General features: G+C 70.6%; 20 protein-coding genes. 10 read left to right on the forward strand and 10 right to left on the reverse strand.

The window, feature by feature from the left end; translation table 11 throughout:
* Positions 1-5: 5 nt before the first annotated feature.
* The 3 genes from minE to minC are packed head-to-tail and all read right to left on the reverse strand — an operon-like array spanning position 6 to position 2,179.
* Positions 6-509, reverse strand: a complete 504-nt coding sequence (gene minE, locus ACE3Q3_RS07195; protein ID WP_374443989.1) for a cell division topological specificity factor MinE — start codon at positions 507-509, stop codon at positions 6-8.
* Complete coding sequence (gene minD / locus ACE3Q3_RS07200) at positions 509-1,327, reverse strand: septum site-determining protein MinD (protein ID WP_374443991.1); 819 nt, start codon at positions 1,325-1,327, stop codon at positions 509-511. Before minD ends, minE begins: the two co-directional genes overlap by 1 nt.
* Positions 1,328-1,354: 27 nt before the next feature.
* Positions 1,355-2,179 carry a septum site-determining protein MinC gene (gene minC / locus ACE3Q3_RS07205; protein WP_374443993.1) on the reverse strand — a complete coding sequence of 275 codons (825 nt, stop codon included), beginning with the start codon at positions 2,177-2,179 and terminating at the stop codon, positions 1,355-1,357.
* Between the two features lie 192 nt (positions 2,180-2,371).
* On the opposite strand from minC, the gene ACE3Q3_RS07210 reads away from it, so the two are divergent.
* The 7 genes from ACE3Q3_RS07210 (at position 2,372) to ACE3Q3_RS07240 (ending at position 9,226) form a co-directional block, all read left to right on the forward strand.
* Positions 2,372-3,748, forward strand: a complete 1,377-nt coding sequence (locus ACE3Q3_RS07210; RefSeq protein WP_374443995.1) for an aspartate aminotransferase family protein — start codon at positions 2,372-2,374, stop codon at positions 3,746-3,748.
* A gap of 22 nt (positions 3,749-3,770) precedes the next feature.
* A complete protein-coding gene (locus ACE3Q3_RS07215; RefSeq protein WP_374443997.1) occupies positions 3,771-4,757 on the forward strand; it encodes an SLAC1 anion channel family protein in 987 nt (328 codons plus the stop codon).
* 32 nt (positions 4,758-4,789) lie between these two features.
* Positions 4,790-5,866, forward strand: a complete 1,077-nt coding sequence (locus tag ACE3Q3_RS07220) for an NADH:flavin oxidoreductase/NADH oxidase (RefSeq protein ID WP_374443999.1) — start codon at positions 4,790-4,792, stop codon at positions 5,864-5,866.
* 31 nt (positions 5,867-5,897) lie between these two features.
* Positions 5,898-6,974, forward strand: coding sequence for an NADH:flavin oxidoreductase/NADH oxidase (locus ACE3Q3_RS07225; protein WP_374444001.1), 1,077 nt, complete (start codon positions 5,898-5,900; stop codon positions 6,972-6,974).
* 70 nt (positions 6,975-7,044) lie between these two features.
* A complete protein-coding gene (gene pcaC / locus ACE3Q3_RS07230; RefSeq protein WP_374444003.1) occupies positions 7,045-7,428 on the forward strand; it encodes a 4-carboxymuconolactone decarboxylase in 384 nt (127 codons plus the stop codon).
* Positions 7,425-8,342 (forward strand): NAD(P)-dependent oxidoreductase, encoded by a 918-nt coding sequence (locus ACE3Q3_RS07235; protein WP_374444005.1) that lies wholly within the window; start codon positions 7,425-7,427, stop codon positions 8,340-8,342. The genes pcaC and ACE3Q3_RS07235 overlap by 4 nt, the downstream gene beginning before the upstream one ends.
* Positions 8,343-8,422: 80 nt before the next feature.
* Positions 8,423-9,226: an N-acyl homoserine lactonase family protein gene (locus tag ACE3Q3_RS07240; RefSeq protein WP_374444007.1), complete on the forward strand. Its 804-nt coding sequence runs from the start codon at positions 8,423-8,425 to the stop codon at positions 9,224-9,226.
* A 7-nt stretch (positions 9,227-9,233) separates the two neighbouring features.
* Here ACE3Q3_RS07240 and ACE3Q3_RS07245 read toward each other — a convergent pair whose 3' ends face one another.
* Positions 9,234-10,169 carry a LysR substrate-binding domain-containing protein gene (locus ACE3Q3_RS07245; protein ID WP_374444009.1) on the reverse strand — a complete coding sequence of 312 codons (936 nt, stop codon included), beginning with the start codon at positions 10,167-10,169 and terminating at the stop codon, positions 9,234-9,236.
* A gap of 129 nt (positions 10,170-10,298) precedes the next feature.
* On the opposite strand from ACE3Q3_RS07245, the gene ACE3Q3_RS07250 reads away from it, so the two are divergent.
* Positions 10,299-11,129, forward strand: coding sequence for a class III extradiol ring-cleavage dioxygenase (locus tag ACE3Q3_RS07250; RefSeq protein ID WP_374444011.1), 831 nt, complete (start codon positions 10,299-10,301; stop codon positions 11,127-11,129).
* A complete protein-coding gene (locus tag ACE3Q3_RS07255) occupies positions 11,126-11,905 on the forward strand; it encodes a dioxygenase (RefSeq protein ID WP_374444013.1) in 780 nt (259 codons plus the stop codon). The genes ACE3Q3_RS07250 and ACE3Q3_RS07255 overlap by 4 nt, the downstream gene beginning before the upstream one ends.
* Positions 11,906-11,909: 4 nt before the next feature.
* Here ACE3Q3_RS07255 and ACE3Q3_RS07260 read toward each other — a convergent pair whose 3' ends face one another.
* From ACE3Q3_RS07260 to ugpB, 6 genes are all read right to left on the reverse strand, one after another.
* Positions 11,910-13,175 carry a diguanylate cyclase gene (locus tag ACE3Q3_RS07260; RefSeq protein ID WP_374444014.1) on the reverse strand — a complete coding sequence of 422 codons (1,266 nt, stop codon included), beginning with the start codon at positions 13,173-13,175 and terminating at the stop codon, positions 11,910-11,912.
* A 3-nt stretch (positions 13,176-13,178) separates the two neighbouring features.
* The gene (locus ACE3Q3_RS07265; RefSeq protein WP_374444016.1) at positions 13,179-13,544 is read right to left on the reverse strand and encodes a PAS domain-containing protein; all 366 of its coding nucleotides are present in this window, start codon (positions 13,542-13,544) and stop codon (positions 13,179-13,181) included.
* Between the two features lie 116 nt (positions 13,545-13,660).
* On the reverse strand, positions 13,661-14,731 hold the full coding sequence (locus ACE3Q3_RS07270; RefSeq protein ID WP_374444018.1) for a sn-glycerol-3-phosphate import ATP-binding protein UgpC: 1,071 nt from the start codon (positions 14,729-14,731) through the stop codon (positions 13,661-13,663).
* 39 nt (positions 14,732-14,770) lie between these two features.
* The gene (gene ugpE / locus ACE3Q3_RS07275) at positions 14,771-15,616 is read right to left on the reverse strand and encodes a sn-glycerol-3-phosphate ABC transporter permease UgpE (protein WP_374444020.1); all 846 of its coding nucleotides are present in this window, start codon (positions 15,614-15,616) and stop codon (positions 14,771-14,773) included.
* A gap of 31 nt (positions 15,617-15,647) precedes the next feature.
* Positions 15,648-16,529: a sn-glycerol-3-phosphate ABC transporter permease UgpA gene (ugpA, locus tag ACE3Q3_RS07280; RefSeq protein ID WP_374444022.1), complete on the reverse strand. Its 882-nt coding sequence runs from the start codon at positions 16,527-16,529 to the stop codon at positions 15,648-15,650.
* 56 nt (positions 16,530-16,585) lie between these two features.
* Positions 16,586-17,920: a sn-glycerol-3-phosphate ABC transporter substrate-binding protein UgpB gene (gene ugpB, locus ACE3Q3_RS07285; protein ID WP_374444024.1), complete on the reverse strand. Its 1,335-nt coding sequence runs from the start codon at positions 17,918-17,920 to the stop codon at positions 16,586-16,588.
* Positions 17,921-18,119: 199 nt separating this feature from the next.
* Between ugpB and ACE3Q3_RS07290 the strand changes: the two genes are divergently transcribed.
* Positions 18,120-18,794, forward strand: coding sequence for a M48 family metallopeptidase (locus tag ACE3Q3_RS07290; protein WP_374444027.1), 675 nt, complete (start codon positions 18,120-18,122; stop codon positions 18,792-18,794).
* Positions 18,795-18,818: the final 24 nt, after the last annotated feature.

Below are 18,818 nucleotides of genomic sequence, written 5' to 3' on the forward strand. Positions count from 1 at the left end.
GCCCGTCAGGCGGTGGCCAGCCCCGGGCCGCCCGCCAGCGGCTTGCCGTCGCCGATCTTCTCCGCGGCCACCTTGTCGGCGGCCTTCTCGGCCGGCTTCTCGACCTTGGCCTCGGCCGGCTTGTCGGCGGGCTTGTCCGCCGGCGTCTCGGCCGTCTTCTCCCCGGCCGTCTCGGCCGGCTTGTCGGCGGCCGTCTCGGTCGGCTTGGGCGTGCGCAGCAGCTTCACGTCCGGGCCCGGCAGCTCGACATTGACCTCCAGGAAGGAGATGTCCTTGCCGCGCTCCAGCTTCACCATGACCTTCTCCTGGTCGATGACCAGGTACTTGGCCACCACCTCCAGGATCTCGCGCTGCAGCGCCGGCAGGAATTCGGCGCGGTCGCCGCGGTCGGCCCGCTCGTGCGACAGCAGGATCTGCAGCCGCTCCTTGGCGACGGTCGCGGCCGCCGGCGCCGACGGGACGACGGCTGGCGGCGGCGCCTTCTTGCGGAAGAAGTCGAACAGGCCCATCAGGCGGCACCTCCGAAGAGCCGGGCGAAGAAGCCGCGCGGCCGCGGCTCCGCCGGGAACCGATGCTCGAGCTGCTCGCCGAGCAGCCGCGACACGGCGTCGGCATAGGCCTTCCCGGCCGAACTCTCGGTGTCGAGGATGACCGGGTTGCCGGTGTTGGAGGCGCGCAGCACGGCCTCGTTCTCCGGGATGATGCCGAGCAGCGGGATCGACAGGATCTCCAGGATGTCCTCGACCTTCAGCATCTCGCCGCGATTGACCCGGCCGACGTCGTAGCGGGTCAGCAGCAGGTGCTGCTTCACCGGCTCGTCGTCCTTCTCGGCGCGCAGCGTCTTGCTGCCGAGCAGGCCGAGGATGCGGTCGCTGTCGCGCACGCTCGACACTTCGGGGTTGGTGACGATGATCGCCTCGTCGGCGCAGTACATGGCGAGCTGCGCGCCCTTCTCGATGCCGGCCGGGCTGTCGCAGATGATGTAGTCGAACTGCTCGCGGAGCTGGTCGATGACGCGGACGACGCCCTCCTTGGTCAGGGCGTCCTTGTCGCGGGTCTGCGAGGCGGCGAGCACGTAGAGGTTCTCGAACCGCTTGTCGCGGATCAGCGCCTGGCCCAGCTTGGCCTCGCCGTTGACGACGTTGACGAAGTCGTAAACGACCCGCCGCTCGCAGCCCATGATGAGATCGAGATTGCGCAGGCCGACGTCGAAATCGACGACGACGGTCTTCTCGCCCCGCATGGCGAGGCCGGTGCCGATCGCGGCGGTCGAGGTGGTCTTGCCGACCCCGCCCTTGCCGGAGGTCATGACGATGACTTTTGCCACGGGGAACGTCTCCTTTCCCTGGGAATGCTAGGACAACCGGTCCAGGACCAGGGCGTCGTCGACGATGCGGACGCCGACGCGCTGGCCGATGAGATCGGTCTCGATCTGGTCGGCGATGCGGAAGAGGCCGGCGATCGACACCAGTTCCGGGTCGAAACGCTGGCAGAACAGGCGGGCCTCGCGGTCGCCCGACGCCCCGGCGATCGCCTTGCCGCGCAAGGCGCCGTAGATGTGGACGTTGCCGTCGGCCAGGACCTCGCCGCCGGCGTTCACCGTCCCCATGACGATGAGGTCGCCGTCGCGGGCATAGATCTGCTGGCCGGAGCGCACCGGCTCGGTGACGAGGCGGGTCTTGCCCTTGACCACCTTCTGGACGACCGGCGGCGGCGCCTCGCGGGTCGGCGCGGGCGCCGGGCCGGGTGTCGGGGCGGCGGCGCGGGGCGGCGGGGCGGCCGGGGCCGGCTCGCTCTCGGCGGCGGCGTTGGTGCGGTTGGCCGGGCGCGCGCTCGGGAAGGCGGCGAGGCCGGCGCGGCGGGCCGCCTGGGTCAGGTGCGGGGTCCCGTTCTGCACCCCGACGCAGAGCAGGCCGGCATCGGCGATGGCGGCGCGCAGGGCCGCGAAGTCGACGTTGGGCGGCGCCGGCCAGCGCGCCAGCGTCTCCAGGTCGAGCACGACCGGGGCGTCGCGGTAGAAGTCCGGCGCCTGCGCCACCTTGGCGGCGAGCTGCTGGCCGAAATCGGCGCGCGCCGGGTCAACGAGGCGCAGCACCATCACCATGGCGCTGCCGCCGCGGAGCTGGAACGGCGCGCTCTTCAGTTCGGTCGCAGCGGGTTGATTCGAGACAGCGGCCAAGGATGCCACCCTATGCGGCCCAGTTGACATGATAACTCTTACATCTTGTGTTCAAGGTCGCAAGCTCTTCTATATCTAGTGGGTTATCCACAGACCAGCCATGCGTGCTCGGGTGCTTGCCGGAAGCGGCCGAAGGGTCGATCATGCGGCTTTCTCTCACCCTTCGTCCATTCCCCCCTGCCGGAGCCCGAGATGCCCGACGACCAGTCCCGCACGAATTCCGAGATCGTCCAGCGCTACCGCGAGAAGACGCCCAAGTCCGAAGCGTTGTTCGCGCAGGCACGGGCGATCTTCCCCAGCGGCGTCACCCATGACGGCCGCCACCTCGACCCCTACGGCATCTACGTCGACCGCGCCGAGGGTGCCTACAAGTGGGACGTCGACGGCAACAAGTATATCGACTTCTTCGGCGGCCATGGTGCCCTTCTGCTCGGCCACAACCATCCCAAGGTGATGGCGGCGGTCGAGCCGGCGCTGGCCAAGGGCACGCATTTCGGCGCCAACCACGCGCTCGAGGTGCAGTGGGCGCAGGCGATCCAGGCGCTGCTGCCGTCGGCCGAGCGGGTGCGCTTCACCTCGTCCGGCACCGAGGCGACGCTGATGGGCCTCCGCCTCGCCCGCACCTTCACCGGCCGCCACAAGCTGATCCGGTTCAAGACGCATTTCCACGGCTGGCACGACCACATGACGTCGGGCTACGCCAACCATTTCGACGGCACGCCGGCCGTCGGCGTGCTGGAAGGCATCAGCGATGCCGTCGTCCTGGTCGCGCCCAACGACCGCGAGGGCGTGAAGGCGGCACTGGCGGCGGGCGACATCGCCGCCGTGATCCTGGAGCCGACCGGCTCCTCGACCGGGATGGTGCCGACCGCCCCCGGCTTCCTCGAATTCCTGCGCGAGGAGACGACGAAGAACGGCGCGATCCTGATCTTCGACGAGGTGGTGACCGGCTTCCGCGTCGCCCCCGGCGGCGCCCAGCAGCACTACGGCATCACCCCCGACCTGACCTCGCTCGCCAAGATCCTGGCCGGCGGCCTGCCGGGCGGCGCCATCGTCGGCCGCAAGGATCTCTTCGACGCGCTCGACTATGCGGCGACCGCGGCCTCGGGCAAGGAGAAGATCCAGCACCCCGGCACCTACAATGCCAACCCGGTGTCGGCGGCGGCCGGCATCGCCGCGCTCGACCACATCCGCACCAGCGACGCCTGCGCGGTGGCCAACGCCATGGGCGACCTCGCCCGGGAGAAGATCAACGAGGTCTTCGCCCAGGAGGGGGTGAAGTGGGCCTGCTACGGCACCTTCTCCAGCTTCCACACCTTCCTCAACCCGCAGAACCGCGACATCGACCCGCACCGGTTCGATGCGCTCGAGATCGGCTACGAGGAACTGAAGGCCAAGCCGAAGGGGCTGTCGCACCGCATCCGCGTCGCGATGCTGGTCAACGGCGTCGACCTCAACGGCTGGCCCGGCGGCAACATCTCCTGCATGCACACGGCCGACGACATCGTCGCCACGGCCGAGGCATGGCGGGAGACGATCCGCATGCTGAAGAAGGAAGGCGAGATCTGATCCTGCCGCGTTCCGCGGCGGCATGAGCTCGTTCTCCGGTCCGGCGGTGCTGGCACCGCCGGACCTTCGCCACTTCCCGCTTCCGCTCTTCGCCTCGGTCATGGGGCTGATGGGCCTGTCGCTTGCCTGGCGGCGGGCGGCGGCGGCCGTGCCCGGCCTGCCGGGCGCCGTCGGCGAGGTCCTGCTGGCGGCGGCCATCCTCTGGTTCCTCGTCGTCGGCGGCCTCTATGCCGCTAAGGCGGTGACGCGCTGGGAGGCGGTGCTGGCCGAGGCGCGGCATCCGGCGCGGGCCAACTTCCTGACCGCGATCTCGATCGCCGTCATGCTGATCGGCACCGGGCTCGCCCCGCACTGGCCGGCCCTGGCCGAGCCGATCTGGCTCGCCGGGGTCGCCGGCAACCTCGGGCTGGCGGCCGTCGTCATCCGGCGCTGGATCGTCGAGCGCTTCGAGCCGGGGCAGGTGACGCCGGCCTGGTTCATCCCGGTCGTCGGCAACGTCGTGCCGCCGCTGGCCGGCCTGTCGCTCGGCCATGGCGAACTCGCCTGGTTCTGCTTCGCCGGCGGGCTCGGGTTCTGGCTCGTGCTCTTCCCGCTCGCCATGGGACGGATCTTCACCGGCGAGCCGATGCCGGCCGGCCTCGCCCCGATGCTCTTCATCTTCCTGGCGCCGCCCTCGGTCGGGTTCCTCTCGTGGATGGAACTGAACGGCGGCGTGCTCGACGCCGGGGCGCGCTTCTTCTTCTATCTCGGCCTCTTCATCGCCTTCTGCCTCGCGACCATGGCGGGACGGTTCCTGGCGCTGCCGTGGTCGCTGATCTCGCTCGCCTACACCTTTCCGTCGGCGGCGCTGGCGGCGGCGGCGCTGCGCTTCCACCAGGCGGCGGGCGGCACCGCCTCGCTGGTGCTGGCGCTGGCGCTGCTCGCCTTCGCCACCGTCGTCGTCGCCATCGTCTTCGGCGGCACCGTGCGGCGCTTCGCCGCCGGGGCGTTCTTCCGCCCCGAACCCTAGCCTCGTCCCACCCGATCGAGAGGAGCGCCCGCTTGGCCGACCCGTTCCTGTTCCGCCCGCTGACCCTGCGCTCGGTCACCGCGCCGAACCGCATCGTGCTGGCGCCGATGGCGCAATATTCGGGCGTCGACGGGGTGCCGCAGGACTGGCACCTCGCCAACCTCGCCGCCCGCGCGGTCGGCGGCGCCGGCATCGTCTTCACCGAGGTCGCCTACATCGCCCCGGACGCCCGCATCTCGACCGGCTGCCTCGGCATCTGGAACGAGGAACAGGAGCGGGCCTTCGCCCGCATCGTCGACTTCGTGCACGGGCAGGGCACGCTGGCGGCGATCCAGGTCGGCCATGCCGGCCGCAAGGGCTCGACCACCAAGGCATGGGAAGGCGGGCGGCCGCTGGCGGCGGCCGACGGCGGCTGGCCGCTGGTGGCGCCGACCGCCGCCCCGTGGTCGCCGGCCAGCACGGTCCCCTGCGCCATGGACCGGGGGATGATCGCCGACGTCGTCGCCGGCTTCGCCGCGGCGGCGGCGCGCTGCCGGCGCGCCGGCTTCGACATCTTCGAGATCCACGCCGCCCACGGCTATCTCCTCAACGAGTTCCTGTCGCCGCTGGTCAACACCCGGACGGATGCCTATGGCGGCGATCCGGAGCGGCGCGCCCGCCTCCTCATGGAGGTGATCGACGCCGTGCGCGGCGAATGGCCGGAGGAGCGGCCGCTCTTCATCCGGCTTTCGTGCAGCGACTGGGTGCCGGGCGGCATCACCATCGACGACACGGTCGACCTCTGCCGCCGGATCAGGGCGCGCGGCGACGTCGACCTCATCGACTGTTCCTCGGGCGGGGTCGACCCGCGCCAGCAGATCGCCTTCTTCCCCGGCTACCAGGTGCCGTTCGCCGACGCCGTCCGCAACCGGGCCGGCATCGCGACGGGCGCCGTCGGCATGATCCAGACGCCGCACCAGGCCGAAGAGGTGCTGGCCAACGGCCGCGCCGACCTGATCTTCCTCGGCCGCACGCTGCTGGCCGACCCGCACTGGCCGCTCCGCGCCGCCCGCGCGCTCGGCGCCGAGGCGCGCTGGGCCGACCAGTACCACCGCGCCAAGTCCTTCTGATACCGATCCCCCTGACCCTGGAGGTGCCCCGATGCCCGATCCGATGCTCTTCCGCCCGCTCGAACTGCGCTCCGTGACCGCGCGCAACCGCATCACCGTGTCGCCGATGTGCCAGTATTCGGCGGTCGACGGGGTGCCGCAGGACTGGCACCTCGCCAACCTCGCCGCCCGCGCCGTCGGCGGCGCCGGCATCGTCTTCACCGAGGTCGCCCATGTCGAGGCGCGCGGCCGGATCACGCCCTGGTGCGTCGGGCTGTGGAACGACGCGCAGGAGGCCCAGCTCGCCCGCATCGCCCGCTTCGTCGCCGGGCAGGGGGCGGTGCCGGCGATCCAGGTCGGCCATGCCGGCCGCAAGGGGTCGACCGGCAAGCCATGGGAGGGCTCGAAGCCGATGACGGTCGCCGACGGCGGCTTCGAGGTGATCGGCCCGACGGACGCGGCCTGGGCCGAGGGCTATCCGGTGCCGACGGCGATGGACGCCGCCGCGATCGCCGCCGTCCAGGCGGGCTTCGCCGACGCCGCCCGCCGGGCGCTCCGCGCCGGCTTCCGGATCTTCGAGATCCACGGCGCCCACGGCTACCTGATCCACGAATTCCTGTCGCCCCTGGTCAACACCCGCACCGACGCCTATGGCGGCGACGCCGCGGCGCGCTCGCGCTTCCTCATGGAAACGATCGATGCCGTGCGCAGCGAGTGGCCGGCCGACCTGCCGCTCTTCGTCCGCCTGTCCTGCACCGACTGGGTCGCGGGCGGCCTGACGATCGACGACACGGTCGACCTCTGCCGCCGCATCAAGGCCCGCGGCGACGTCGACCTCGTCGACTGTTCCTCGGGCGGCGCCGACCCGCGCCAGCAGATCGCCTTCTATCCGGGCTACCAGGTGCCGTTCGCCGACGCCGTCCGCAACCGGGCCGGCATCGCCACCGGCGCCGTCGGCCTGATCCAGTCGCCGCACCAGGCCGAGGAGGTGCTGGGCAACGGCCGCGCCGACCTCGTCTTCCTGGGCCGCACGCTGCTGGCCGACCCGCACTGGCCGCTGAAGGCCGCGCGCGCGCTCGGCGCCACCGTGCAGTGGCCGAACCAGTACGCCCGGGCGAGCGCCTTCTGACCGGGAGGCGCTTGACGGCCGGCGGCCGGGGCCGCCCAATCGATGCTCGGGAATCCGGAGGACGCGGCGGATGGATCAGGATCGCTATGAACGGGGGCTCGCCGTCCGGCGGGCGGTGCTGGGGGCGGACTATGTCGACAAGGCGATCCAGGGCGCGGACGACTTCACCCGGCCGCTGCAGGAATACGTCACGGAATCGGCCTGGGGCGCGATCTGGACCCGGCCGGGCCTGGAGCGGAAGACGCGCTCGCTGCTCAATCTCGCGATGCTGACGGCGCTGAACCGCCCGCACGAGATCCGGCTGCACATCAACGGCGCCCTCAACAACGGCGTCACCAAGGACGAGATCATGGAGGTCTTCCTCCAGACCGCCGTCTATTGCGGGGTGCCGGCGGCGATCGACAGCTTCCGCATCGCCCGCGAGGTCTTCAAGGAACGGGGGATCGCCGGATGACCGACACTGCGAACGCCGAGGCCGTCGGCTTCGTCGGCCTCGGCATGATGGGACTGCCGATGGTGAAGCGCCTGCTCGGCGCCGGCCACCGGGTGGCGCTGGCCGACAGCGACCCCGCCCGCTTCGCGCCCTTCGACGGCGAGGTGGCGGCGAGCCGGCCGGCCTCGCTGGCCGAGATGGGGGCGGCCTGCCCGGTCGTCATCACCATGCTGCCCAACGGCAAGATCGTCGAGCAGGTGGTGATGGGCCGGCCCGGCGCCAACGACGGGCTGGCGGCGGGGATGGCGGCGGGCTCGATCGTCGTCGACATGAGTTCGTCCTCGCCGGTCGGCACCCGCGAACTCGCCAAGCGCCTGGCCGAGAAGGGGATCAAGCTGGTCGACGCCCCGGTCTCGGGCGGCGTCAAGCGCGCGGTCGACGGCTCGCTGGCGATCATGGCGGGCGGCGACGCGGCCGACGTCGAGCGGCTGCGGCCGATCCTCGGCGCGATGGGGCGGACGGTCTTTCACACCGGCCCGGTCGGCACCGGGCACGCCATGAAGGCGCTCAACAACTATCTTTCGGCGGCGGGACTGCTGGCCGCCGGCGAGGCGATGCTGATCGGGCGCAAGTTCGGGCTGGAACCGGAGACCATGGTCGACGTGTGGAACGCCTCGACCGGCCGCAACAACGCGACCGAGGTCAAATTCAAGCCCTTCATCATCCCGCGCACCTGGGCCGCCGGCTTCGCCACCGGCCTCATGGTCAAGGACCTGCGCACGGCCCTCGAAGTGGCCGAGGCGACCGGCGAGCCGGCCGAGTTCGCGAAGCTCTGCACCGAGATCTGGGCCCGGGCCGAGGCCATGCTCGGTCCCGGTTCCGACCATACCGAGATCGTGCGCTACCTGGAGGAGATCGCCGGCGACCCCGCCTGACGGCGGGACCGGCTTCGCGGCAACGACGAGCGACAGCGAGGGAACGGGGCGACGTTCCCCGTTCCCGGCGGAGGAAACGGATGACCGAGCCCCACGTCTACGAGGTCTTCGCGATCAAGTACGCGGCGATGCCCGATCGCCAGCCCTGGATGAACTTCATCGGCATCGACCCGCACGAGGCCGGGATCGGGCTCGACTTCTACGTCTGGCTGATCCAGGGCGGCGGCCGCACCTGGGTCGTCGACATCGGCTATGACAAGGCGGTGGCCGACCGGCGCGGCCGTTCCATCATCCGCAACCCGGTCGACGGGCTGAAGCTGATGGGCGTCGACGCCGCCGAGGTCGAGGACGTCATCATCACCCACCTGCACTGGGACCATGTCGGCAATGTCGGGCTGTTCCCGAAGGCGCGCATCCATGTCCAGGACCGGGAGATGCAGTACGTCACCGGCCGCTACATGCAGTATCCGGCCTTCCGCAACGCCTATGAGCTCGACCATGTGCTGGAGATGGTGCGCGCCGTCTACGGCGACCGCACGGTTTTCCACGATGGCGACGAGGAACTGGCGCCCGGCCTCTCGGTCCATCATATCGGCGGCCACACGATGGGGCTGCAGTCGGTCCGGGTGTGGACCCGCCGCGGCTGGGTCGTGCTGGCGTCGGACGCCAGCCACCTCTACCCCAACATGGAGCTGTCGCGGCCCTTCCCGATCGTCTTCCATGTCGGCGAGATGCTGGAGGGGCACAAGAAGCTCCGCCGCCTCGCGAGCTCGGGCGACCATGTCATCCCGGGCCACGACCCCGACGTGATGCGCCGCTATCCGGCGCCGCGGCCGGACCTCGAGGGGATCGTCGTCCGGCTCGACGTCGAGCCGGTGGCGTAGATCCCGCCTAACCCGCGGCCGGCCTGCCGTCCGGGAGCCAGCAGGCATCCCACGGCGGGTCGCCGCGGAAGCGGTCGGCGAGGAAGTCGACGAAGAGCCGGACCTTGGCCGCGAGGTGCCGGTTGACCGGATAGACGGCGTAGATCGTCAGCTCCGGCAGCGTCCATTGCGGCAGCACCTTGCGCAGGGCGCCCTCGGCCAGGTGCGGCCCGACATAGAAGGTCGGCAGGACGACCATGCCCTGGCCGGTCAGCGCCGCGGCGAGCAGCGCGTCGCCGTTGTTGCAGACGAGGTTGCCGGCGAAGCCGAAGCTCGCCGTCTCGCCGCCCGGGCCGGTCAGCGGCAGCTCGGAGACGCTCATGTAGGCGTAGCGCAGGAAATTGTGCCCGGCGAGCTCGTCCGGGTGGGCCGGCTCGCCGCGCGCCGCGAGATAGGCCGGGGCGGCGCAGATCAGCATCCGCGACGGCGCCAGCCGGCGGGCGATCAGGGAGGAATCCTGGAGCCGGCCGATGCGGATGACGAGGTCGAACCCGTCCTCGACGAGATCGACCAGCCGGTCGGACAGGGTGAGGTCGACCTGGAGGTCGGGATACTGCGCCTGGAAGGCGGCCAGGGCCGGCGCCAGATGGCGGACCCCGAACCCCGTCGAGCAGTTGAGGCGCAGCGTGCCGCGCGGCGTCGACTGCAGGGCGGACGCCGCCTCCTCCGCCTCGGCGAGCTGGTGGATGATCTCGCGGGCGCGGTCGAAATAGGCGCGGCCGACCTCGGTCAGGTTGAGGCGGCGCGTCGTGCGGTGGAGCAGGCGGACGCCGAGCCGGTCCTCCAGCGCCGCGACATGCTTCGACACCATGGCGCGCGACAGGCCGAGCGCGTCGGCGGCGCCGGCGAAGCTGCCGCGCTCGACCACCTTGACGAAGGCCTCCATGCTCTGCAGCCGGTCCATGGTACGTCCATTGTTTCTGTTGCCGATCGAATATGTTGAAATCTGGCCAGATTATCAAATCCCGTCGCGGGTTCTATCTCCAGCGCATCGGCGCGTCATGTCCCGCGCCGGTCGTACGGGGAGGCCCTCATGCCGCGGATCGAGCCCTTGTTCCTGTCTCACGGCGCGCCCGCGATGGCGCGCGGGCGCTCGCCCGCCCGCGCCTTCCTCGTCGATCTCGGGTGCCGACTGCCGCGGCCGGAGGCGATTCTCGTCGCCAGCGCGCATTGGGAGAGCGGCCTGCCGGCCTTCGGCGCGGCCGCGGCGCCGGCGACGCTGCACGACCTCTGCGCCGGCGCCCCGGAAGTCTGCCGGCTGACCTATCCCGCACCCGGCAGCCCGGCGCTGGCCGAGCGCGCCGCCGGCCTCCTGCGCGCCGCCGGCCTGCCCGCCATCCTCGATCCGGAGCGCGGCCTCGACCACGGCGCCTGGGTGCCGCTGCACCTGATGGTCCCGACGGCCGACATCCCGGTGGTGCCGCTGTCGGTGCAGCCCCGGCTCGACCCGCAGCACCACCTCGCGGTCGGTCGGGCGCTGGCGCCGCTCGCCCGCGAGGGCGTCCTGGTCCTCGGCTCGGGCGGGGTCACCAACAATGTCCATGCCTGCCACGGCCGGCCGGAGGACGCCGCCGTGCCGCCCTGGGTCGAGCGCTTCCGCGGCTGGCTGGCCGATCGCCTCGCCGCGGGCGATCCCGACACCCTGGCGGCCGCCCTCGGGCGCGCCCCGGCGTGGCGCGAGAACCACCCGACGCCGGAGCACCTGCTGCCGCTCTTCGTGGCGCTCGGTGCCGCCGGTCCGGGCGCGGTGCCGCGCCGCCTGCACGCCAGCGTCACCCATGGGGTGCTGGCGATGGACGCCTATGCCTTCGCCCCGGCCGAGGAACCTACGCCGGCCCGCACGCTCGTGGAGACCGTCGCATGATGTCGCCGCTCTTCCTCTCGCACGGCTCGCCGATGCTCTATCTCACCGCGACGCCGGCCCATCGCTTCCTGGCGGCGCTCGGCCGCGACCTCGCCCCGCCGCGGGCGATCGTCGTCGCCTCGGCCCATTGGGAGACGGCCGCGCCCGCCGTCGGCGCCGCGCCGCGGCCCGCCACCATCCACGATTTAGGCGGCTTTCCCGATGCCCTGCACCGGGCGCGCTGGCCGGCCCCCGGGGACCCCGCGGTGGCGGCGGAGGTCGCGGCCGCCCTGTCGGCAGCCCGGATCGGGGCGGCGGTCGATCCCGCCCGCGGTCTCGACCACGGCATCTGGGTGCCGCTCGCGATCGCCCTGCCGGGGGCCGGGATTCCGGTGGTGCCGCTCGCCGTCCAGCCCGGGCGCGACGCCCGGCATCACCTGGCGCTCGGCCGGGCGCTGGCGCCGCTGGCGGCGAGTGGCGTCCTGGTCGTCGGGTCGGGGGCGGTCACCCACAACCTCTATGCGACGCGCGGACAGGCGGTCGACGCCGCCCCGCCGGCCTGGGTCGACGCCTTCCGCGACTGGGTCGCCGAGGCGGCGGCCGCCGGCGATGCCGCACGTCTCTGCGACTGGCGCAGCGTGGCGCCCGCGGCCGAGGTCAATCACCCGACGCCCGAGCACTTCCTGCCCTTCTTCGTCGCTCTCGGCGCGGCGGGCGCGGGTGCCGTCGGCCGCCGCATCCATGCCAGCGTCGAGTACGGCGTCATCGGCATGGACGCCTACGCGTTCGCGACCTGACCGGTCAGCGGCCGCCTTCGGCGACGACGGTGCGGTTGCGGCCGCCGTTCTTGGCGGCGTAGAGGGCGACGTCGGCGCGGCGGACCACGTCACCGGGGTCGGAACCGATCGCCTCGGCCGCGCCGATGCTGACCGTCATGGCGATCGGCGGCGAGCCCTCGACGGCGATTTCCGCCGCGGCGACCGCCGCCCGGATGCGCTCGGCGGCGCGCCCGGCCGCCAGCCGGCCGGTCTCGGGCAGCAGCACCAGGAACTCCTCGCCGCCCCACCGCACCACGATGTCGACGCTGCGCAGCACGCGGACGCAGATGTCGACCAGTCTGCGCAGCACTTCGTCTCCCGCCTCGTGGCCGAAGCGGTCGTTGATCGCCTTGAAGTGGTCGATGTCGAGCAGCAGGACGGAGATGCGGTTCTGGTACCGCTCGCGTCGGCGCAGTTCCTCGGCCAGCCGGGTGTGGCCGAAGCGCCGGTTGTAGGCCCCCGTCAGGGGATCGGTGGTCGCCAGGCGGCGGAGTTCGTCCTCCATCCGCTTGCGTTCGGTCATGTCGCGGGTGACGACGACGAAGCCGCGCACCTGGCCGGACGGGTCCGGCAGGGCCGTGATGACGCTGTTGGCCCAGACCCGCGTCCCGTCCTTGCGCAGGTACCAGGTCTCGTTCTCGACCGAGCCCTGCGCCGACGCCCGCGACAGCAGTTCCTCGGCCCGCTGGCGATCGCCCGGGGGAAAGAAGGTGCCGAACGACTGCCCGACGAGATCGCGCGCCTGCCAGCCGCCGAACCGCCGCAGCGAATGGTTCCATTCGTCGATCCGGCCGTCGATGCCGACCGTGTAGATCGCATAGTCGCGGACATGGTCGAGGATCGCGCCGAGCTGCTGCCGGTCCTCGAACAGCTTGCGTTCCTGCTCGACGATCCGGGTGACGTCCTCGATGGTCGCCATCAGCGCCGAGCGGCTGATGCGATGCACCGACAGCGACAGGGCCTGGGTTCGGCCGTCCGGCGTCCGCATCGCGTGGCGACGATGGACGAGGATCGGCCCGGCATCCTCCGTGTGGGCCGCGATCCGCTCCGCGACATCGGGCGCGATGCGCTCGAGGGTCGGATAGATGCTGGTCAGCGCGCCTCCCGCCGCCAATGGCAGGAGAAGCTGGGCTGCCGCGGGATTGATCATGTCGATCGCGCCGTCGGGCCGGAACCGGATGATCCCGACCGGGGCCAGATAGACGAACTGCGTCAGTTCCTCGAGTTCCTGCTCGACCGCCGTCCCCATGCCTCATCGCCTCTCGACGAGCAGGTACATCCGGTCGCCGCCGGGTGGTTTCAGCATCCGCAGCCGAACCGCCGTCGGCGCCATGCGCAGGGTGAAGACGTAGTCGATGGTCTCGTCGAGTGCCGCCTCGGTCTCGAACCGGCCGGCGACCATGAAGTTGTTGGTGCAGGGCGCGACCGCGCTGAAGAAGTGTCGCCCGACGACGCGGCCGGGGCTCAGCCCGGAAAGCCGGGATTCGGCCGCGTTGTACGAGGTGACGACCCCGGTACGATCCATGGCGATCAGGCCGAAGGAGAGTTGATCGCAGGCTTCTGGCGTCGCGTCGTCCAGCCACCGGGCGGCGGCCGGATCCGCGAAGGCGATGGGCATTTGCCGTGCTTCCCGGACGTGAACTCGCCCAAAAGGCGACCGCGAGGCCTGCTGCGTCAACCCGTAAATTATATCGCTTTCGACCGCGACGGAAACCGATCCTGGCGCGGATTGCCTCAGATGCGCGCCCCGGTCTCGCGATCGAAGAGATGGACGCGGTCCGGGGCCAGGACCAGGGGCAGGTCGTCGCCGGCACGGATCGGGACTGCCCCGTCGATGCGGGCCAAGAGCATGCCGCCGTCGCCGATGCGGCCATGGACGATGGTGTCGGCGCCGAGCAGTTCGACGAGGTCGACCTTCATGGTCGCGGTCGGCGGTGCCCCCTCGGCGAGGTCGAGATGCTCGGGCCGGATGCCGACCGTGACCGGGCGGCCGGCGGCAGCGGCGTGCGCGGCGGCGAGCGGCGCCTGGACGCCGCCCGGCAGCGCCACCGAGCGCCCGTCGGCGGCGACCGAGCCGGCGAGGAAATTCATCGCCGGCGAACCGAGGAAGCCCGCCACGAAGAGGGTGGCCGGGTCCTCGTAGAGGGTGATCGGCGTGCCGATCTGCTCGACCCGGCCCGAATTCATGACGATCAGGCGGTCGGCCAGCGTCATCGCCTCGACCTGGTCGTGGGTGACGTAGATCGAGGTCGTGCGCAGGGTCTGGTGCAGCTTGCGGATCTCGACCCGCATCTGGACACGGAGCTTGGCGTCGAGGTTCGACAGGGGCTCGTCGAAGAGGAACACGGCCGGGTCGCGGACGATTGCCCGGCCCATGGCGACGCGCTGGCGCTGGCCGCCCGAAAGCTGCCGCGGCCGCCGCTCCAGCAGCGCCTCGATCTGCAGGATCCCGGCCGCCCGGTCGACGCGCTCGCGGATCTCGGTCTTGGCGAGGCCGCGGATCTTCAGCCCGTAGGCCATGTTCTCGTAGACCGACATGTGCGGGTAGAGCGCGTAGTTCTGGAACACCATGGCGATGTTCCGGTCCTTCGGCTCGACCTTGTTCACGACCTTGCCGGCGATGGCGATGTCGCCCTCGCTGATCTCCTCCAGGCCGGCGATCATGCGCAACAGGGTCGACTTGCCGCAGCCCGACGGGCCGACGATGACGATGAACTCGCCGTCGGCGATCTCGCAGTCGACCCCGTGGATCACCTGGGTCGTACCGAACCGCTTCTTCACGCCACGCAGGCTGACCTCGGCCATCGCTACTCCTGACTTTCCCTGCCGCCGGCTGCGCCGCCGTCACTTCTCGCTGTCGACCAGGCCCTTCACGAACCAGCGCTGCATCGCCACGACGACGAACACCGGCGGGACCATCGCCAGCATCGTCGTCGCCATCACCACCGGCCACTCGATCTGGTCGTCGCCCGCGGCCAGCATGCGCTTGATGCCGATGACGATCGTGTCCATGGCGTTGTCGGTGGTGATGAGGAGCGGCCAGAGATACTGGTTCCAGCCATAGATGAAGAGGATGACGAAGAGGGCGGCGATGTTGGTCCGCGACAGCGGCAGCAGCACGTCGCGGAAGAAGCGCATCGGCCCGGCGCCGTCGATCTTCGCCGCCTCGACCAGTTCGTCCGGGATCGTCATGAAGAACTGCCGGAAGAGGAAGGTCGCCGTCGCCGAGGCGATCAGCGGCACCGTCAGCCCGGCGAAGCTGTTCAGCATCTGGAGGTCGGACACCACCTTGAAGGTCGGGAGGATGCGCACCTCGACCGGCAGCATCAGGGTGATGAAGATCATCCAGAAGAAGACCATCCGCAGCGGGAAGCGGAAATAGACGATGGCGAAGGCCGAGAGCAGCGAGATCACGATCTTGCCGACCGCGATCACCACCGCCATGACGAAGCTGTTGAGCAGCATCCCCGCGACCGGTGTCGCGTTCATCCGGGTGCCGTGGAAGAGGGCGGTCGAGTAGTTCTCGAGCAGGTGCCGGCCGGGCACCAGCGTCATCGGCGCGTCCAGCACGTCGCGCAGCGTCAGGCTGGAGGCGACGAAGGTGACGTAGATGGGGAAGGCGACGGTCGCGATCCCCAGGACGAGGACGAGGTGGGTCAGCCAGGTGCCGATCCCCTTCTTCTCGATCATCGGCGGGCTTCCCCTCGCACGTCGGTCGGCATCAGTAGTGGACCCGCCGTTCGATCCAGCGGAACTGGACCACCGTCAGCGTGATGACGATCGCCATCAGGATCACCGACTGCGCCGCCGAGCCGCCGAGGTCGAGCGCCTCGAAGGCGTCGTAGTAGACCTTGTAGACGAGGATTTCGGTCGCCCGCGCCGGCCCGCCCGAGGTGACGGAATGGATGATGCCGAACGTGTCGAAGAAGGCGTAGACGACGTTGACCACGAGCAGGAAGAAGGCGGTCGGCGACAGCAGCGGCAGGATGATCGTCCAGAAGCGGCGGTTGCGCCCGGCACCGTCGATCGCGGCCGCCTCGATCAGCGACTTCGGGATCGCCTGCAGCCCGGCCAGGAAGAAGATGAAGTTGTAGCTGATCTGCTTCCAGGTGGCGGCGAGCACGACCAGCACCATGGCCTGGCCGCCGTCGAGCAGGTGGTTCCAGTCGTAGCCGAGCGCCTTCAGCGCGAAGGCGACGCTGCCGATGGTCGGGTTGAAGAGGAACATCCAGAGCACGCCGGCGACGGCCGGCGCCACCGCGTAGGGCCAGATGAGCAGAGTCTTGTAGACCGTGGCGCCGCGGATGACGCGGTCGGCCGAGACGGCGAGCAGCAGCGCCAGCCCGAGCGCCAGGGCGGCCACCGCGAGGCTGAAGACGGCCGTCACCTGGAGCGAGTGGAGGTAGCCCGGATCCTCGAAGATGGCCTGGAAATTCTCCAGCCCGACGAAGCGGGTGCGCAGCCCGAACGGGTCCTGGCGCTGCACCGACTGGTAGAGGGCCTGGCTCGCCGGCCACAGGAAGAAGACGATCGTGACGACGATCTGCGGTGCCACCAGCAGGTAGGGCAGCACCTTGTTGGAATATCCGACGCGCACGCGCATGGCGGGGCGGGCCGCCCTCCCGGCCGGGGGGGCGGGTGGGCGGCCGCTTCTCCGGACTACTTGTTGTCGCGCTCGAACTGGCGCAGCAGGGCGTTGCCGCGCTGCACCGCGGAGTCGAGCGCCGCCTTGGCCGGCTTCTTGCCGGCGAAGACCGCTTCCATCTCTTCCTCGATGATGTCGCGGGCCTGCACCAGGTTGCCGAAGCGGATGCCCTTCGAGTTCGACGTCGGCGGGTTCAGCGTCATCTGCTTGTTGGCGATCTCGAAGCCCGGGTTCTTCTCGTAGAAGCCCTGCTTCTTGGTCAGTTCGTAGGCCGCCATGGTGATCGGCAGGTAGCCGGTGCGCTGGTGCGAGGCGGCCTGCACGTCGGGCTTGGAAATGTAGGCGAAGAACTCGGCCACGCCCTTGTACTCGTTGGCCGACTTGCCGCCCAGCACCCACAGGGTGGCGCCGCCGAGGATCGAGTTCTGCGGACCGCCGTTCGGGCCCTTCGTCAGGTCGGGCCAGTACGGCATCATGCCGAAGCCGACGTCGAACTTGGCCGTCTTCAGGATGCTGGAGAGGCCCGCCGACGACTGGATGTACATGCCGCATTCGGCGTTGGTGAACTTGACCTGGCTGTCGCCGCGGCGGCCGCCATAGTCGAATTCCTTGGCCTTCTGCATCTCGGCGATGCGCTCGAGATGCGTGACGTGCGCCGGGCTGTTGAACTGGAACTGCGTGGCGAGGCCGCCGAAGCCGTTCTCCAGCGTGCCCATCGGCAGGTTGTGCATGGCGCCGAAATTCTCGATCAGCACCCAGGACGGCCACGCCGTCGAGATGCCGCAGGGAATGCCGGCCGCCTGGAGCTTCTTGGCCGCCTCGCGCACCTCGACCCAGGTCTTGGGCGGCACCGCCGGGTCGAGCCCGGCCTTCTTGAAGGCGTCCTTGTTGTAATAGAAGATCGGCGAGGAACTGTTCAGCGGCATCGACAGCATGCGGCCGTCGGTCGTGGTGTAGTAGCCGGCGACGGCCGGCAGGTAGACCTTCGGATCCCAGCCGATCCCGGCCTGTTCCATGACCTCGTAGACCGGCTTCACCGCGCCCTTGGCGGCCATCATCGTGGCGGTGCCGACCTCGAACACCTGGATGATGTGCGGCGCCTTGCCGGCGCGGTAGGCGGCGATGCCGCCGGTCATCACCTCGGTGTAGTTGCCCTTGTTGACGGCGACGACCTTGTACGCCTTCTGGCTGTCGTTGAAGCCCTTGGCCAGTTCGTCGACCCATTCGTTCAGCGCGCCGCCCATGGCGTGCCAGAACTGGATCTCGACCGGCTGCTGGGCCGCGGCCGGACCGGCCAGGAGCGGCGCGGCGGCAGCAGCGGCGAGTAGGCTACGGCGTGACAGCATCATCGTCCTTCCCTTCGCAAGTGGTTGCGTTGGCACGTTCTTCGCGGCCTTGTTAGTCACCCGTCGGTATCGGGCTCATGCCACTTTCTTGAAGCTTTAATGACAAATCGATGCCTGTGCCAGCCCCCCTGGCGACCGCCGGTGCCGGCTGGTACGATGACGCTTGCCCGATTCCGCCATGCGAAGCCTCCGTTTCGACGGTATGGAACTGCCCATCCGGCTCAAGGTCCATCCGCGAGCCTCCCGGATCGTTCTCCGCGTGGACCCGCAGGACGCCGCCGTGGACCTCGTCGTGCCGCGCGGCGTCCGGCTCGCCGAGGCGGTCGAGTTCGCGCGCAGCAAGGGCGACTGGATCCGCCGCCGCATCGAGGCCCTGCCGCCGCGCGTGCCCTTCGCCGACGGCAGCACCATCCCCGTGCTCGGGTTCGAGCGGCGCATCCGCCATCGCGGCCCGCGCTGCCGCGACGCGCGCGGGGTCGTCTGGCTGGAGCCGGGGGAACTCCACGTCGTCGGCGAGGAGGCGCACCTGCCGCGTCGGGTCGCCGACTGGCTGAAGCTGCATGCGCGCGACGACTTCACCCGCCGCGCCCGCCAGTTCGCCGCCGAGACCGGCCGGCCGCTGCGCCGGGTCACCGTCCGCGACACCCGCAGCCGCTGGGGCAGTTGTGCCGTCGACGGCAGCCTGTCCTTCTCCTGGCGGCTCGTCCATGCGCCCCGCTTCGTCATCGACTACGTCGTCGCGCACGAGGTCGCCCACCTCTCCGAGATGAACCACGGCCACCGCTTCTGGGCGGTGGTCGACCGGCTCGTCCCCGACATCGACCGGCCGCGCGCCTGGCTGCGCGACAACGGCGGCAGCCTGCTGCGCTACGGCTGAACGGCCGCCGCCACGCTGGGCGGC

This window comes from Allostella sp., assembly GCF_041913585.1.
Lineage (GTDB): Bacteria > Pseudomonadota > Alphaproteobacteria > ATCC43930 > Allostellaceae > Allostella.

Excerpts from the sequence above, each read along its gene's own strand:
- minE (WP_374443989.1), bottom strand. The coding sequence starts at position 509 with ATGGGCCTGTTCGACTTCTTCCGCAAGAAGGCGCCGCCGCCAGCCGTC.
- ACE3Q3_RS07210 (WP_374443995.1), top strand. The coding sequence starts at position 2,372 with ATGCCCGACGACCAGTCCCGCACGAATTCCGAGATCGTCCAGCGCTAC.
- ACE3Q3_RS07215 (WP_374443997.1), top strand. The coding sequence starts at position 3,771 with ATGAGCTCGTTCTCCGGTCCGGCGGTGCTGGCACCGCCGGACCTTCGC.
- ACE3Q3_RS07225 (WP_374444001.1), top strand. The coding sequence starts at position 5,898 with ATGCCCGATCCGATGCTCTTCCGCCCGCTCGAACTGCGCTCCGTGACC.
- pcaC (WP_374444003.1), top strand. The coding sequence starts at position 7,045 with ATGGATCAGGATCGCTATGAACGGGGGCTCGCCGTCCGGCGGGCGGTG.
- ACE3Q3_RS07235 (WP_374444005.1), top strand. The coding sequence starts at position 7,425 with ATGACCGACACTGCGAACGCCGAGGCCGTCGGCTTCGTCGGCCTCGGC.
- ACE3Q3_RS07240 (WP_374444007.1), top strand. The coding sequence starts at position 8,423 with ATGACCGAGCCCCACGTCTACGAGGTCTTCGCGATCAAGTACGCGGCG.
- ACE3Q3_RS07245 (WP_374444009.1), bottom strand. The coding sequence starts at position 10,169 with ATGGACCGGCTGCAGAGCATGGAGGCCTTCGTCAAGGTGGTCGAGCGC.
- ACE3Q3_RS07250 (WP_374444011.1), top strand. The coding sequence starts at position 10,299 with ATGCCGCGGATCGAGCCCTTGTTCCTGTCTCACGGCGCGCCCGCGATG.
- ACE3Q3_RS07255 (WP_374444013.1), top strand. The coding sequence starts at position 11,126 with ATGATGTCGCCGCTCTTCCTCTCGCACGGCTCGCCGATGCTCTATCTC.
- ACE3Q3_RS07260 (WP_374444014.1), bottom strand. The coding sequence starts at position 13,175 with ATGGGGACGGCGGTCGAGCAGGAACTCGAGGAACTGACGCAGTTCGTC.
- ACE3Q3_RS07265 (WP_374444016.1), bottom strand. The coding sequence starts at position 13,544 with ATGCCCATCGCCTTCGCGGATCCGGCCGCCGCCCGGTGGCTGGACGAC.
- ACE3Q3_RS07270 (WP_374444018.1), bottom strand. The coding sequence starts at position 14,731 with ATGGCCGAGGTCAGCCTGCGTGGCGTGAAGAAGCGGTTCGGTACGACC.
- ugpE (WP_374444020.1), bottom strand. The coding sequence starts at position 15,616 with ATGATCGAGAAGAAGGGGATCGGCACCTGGCTGACCCACCTCGTCCTC.
- ugpA (WP_374444022.1), bottom strand. The coding sequence starts at position 16,529 with ATGCGCGTGCGCGTCGGATATTCCAACAAGGTGCTGCCCTACCTGCTG.
- ugpB (WP_374444024.1), bottom strand. The coding sequence starts at position 17,920 with ATGATGCTGTCACGCCGTAGCCTACTCGCCGCTGCTGCCGCCGCGCCG.
- ACE3Q3_RS07290 (WP_374444027.1), top strand. The coding sequence starts at position 18,120 with ATGGAACTGCCCATCCGGCTCAAGGTCCATCCGCGAGCCTCCCGGATC.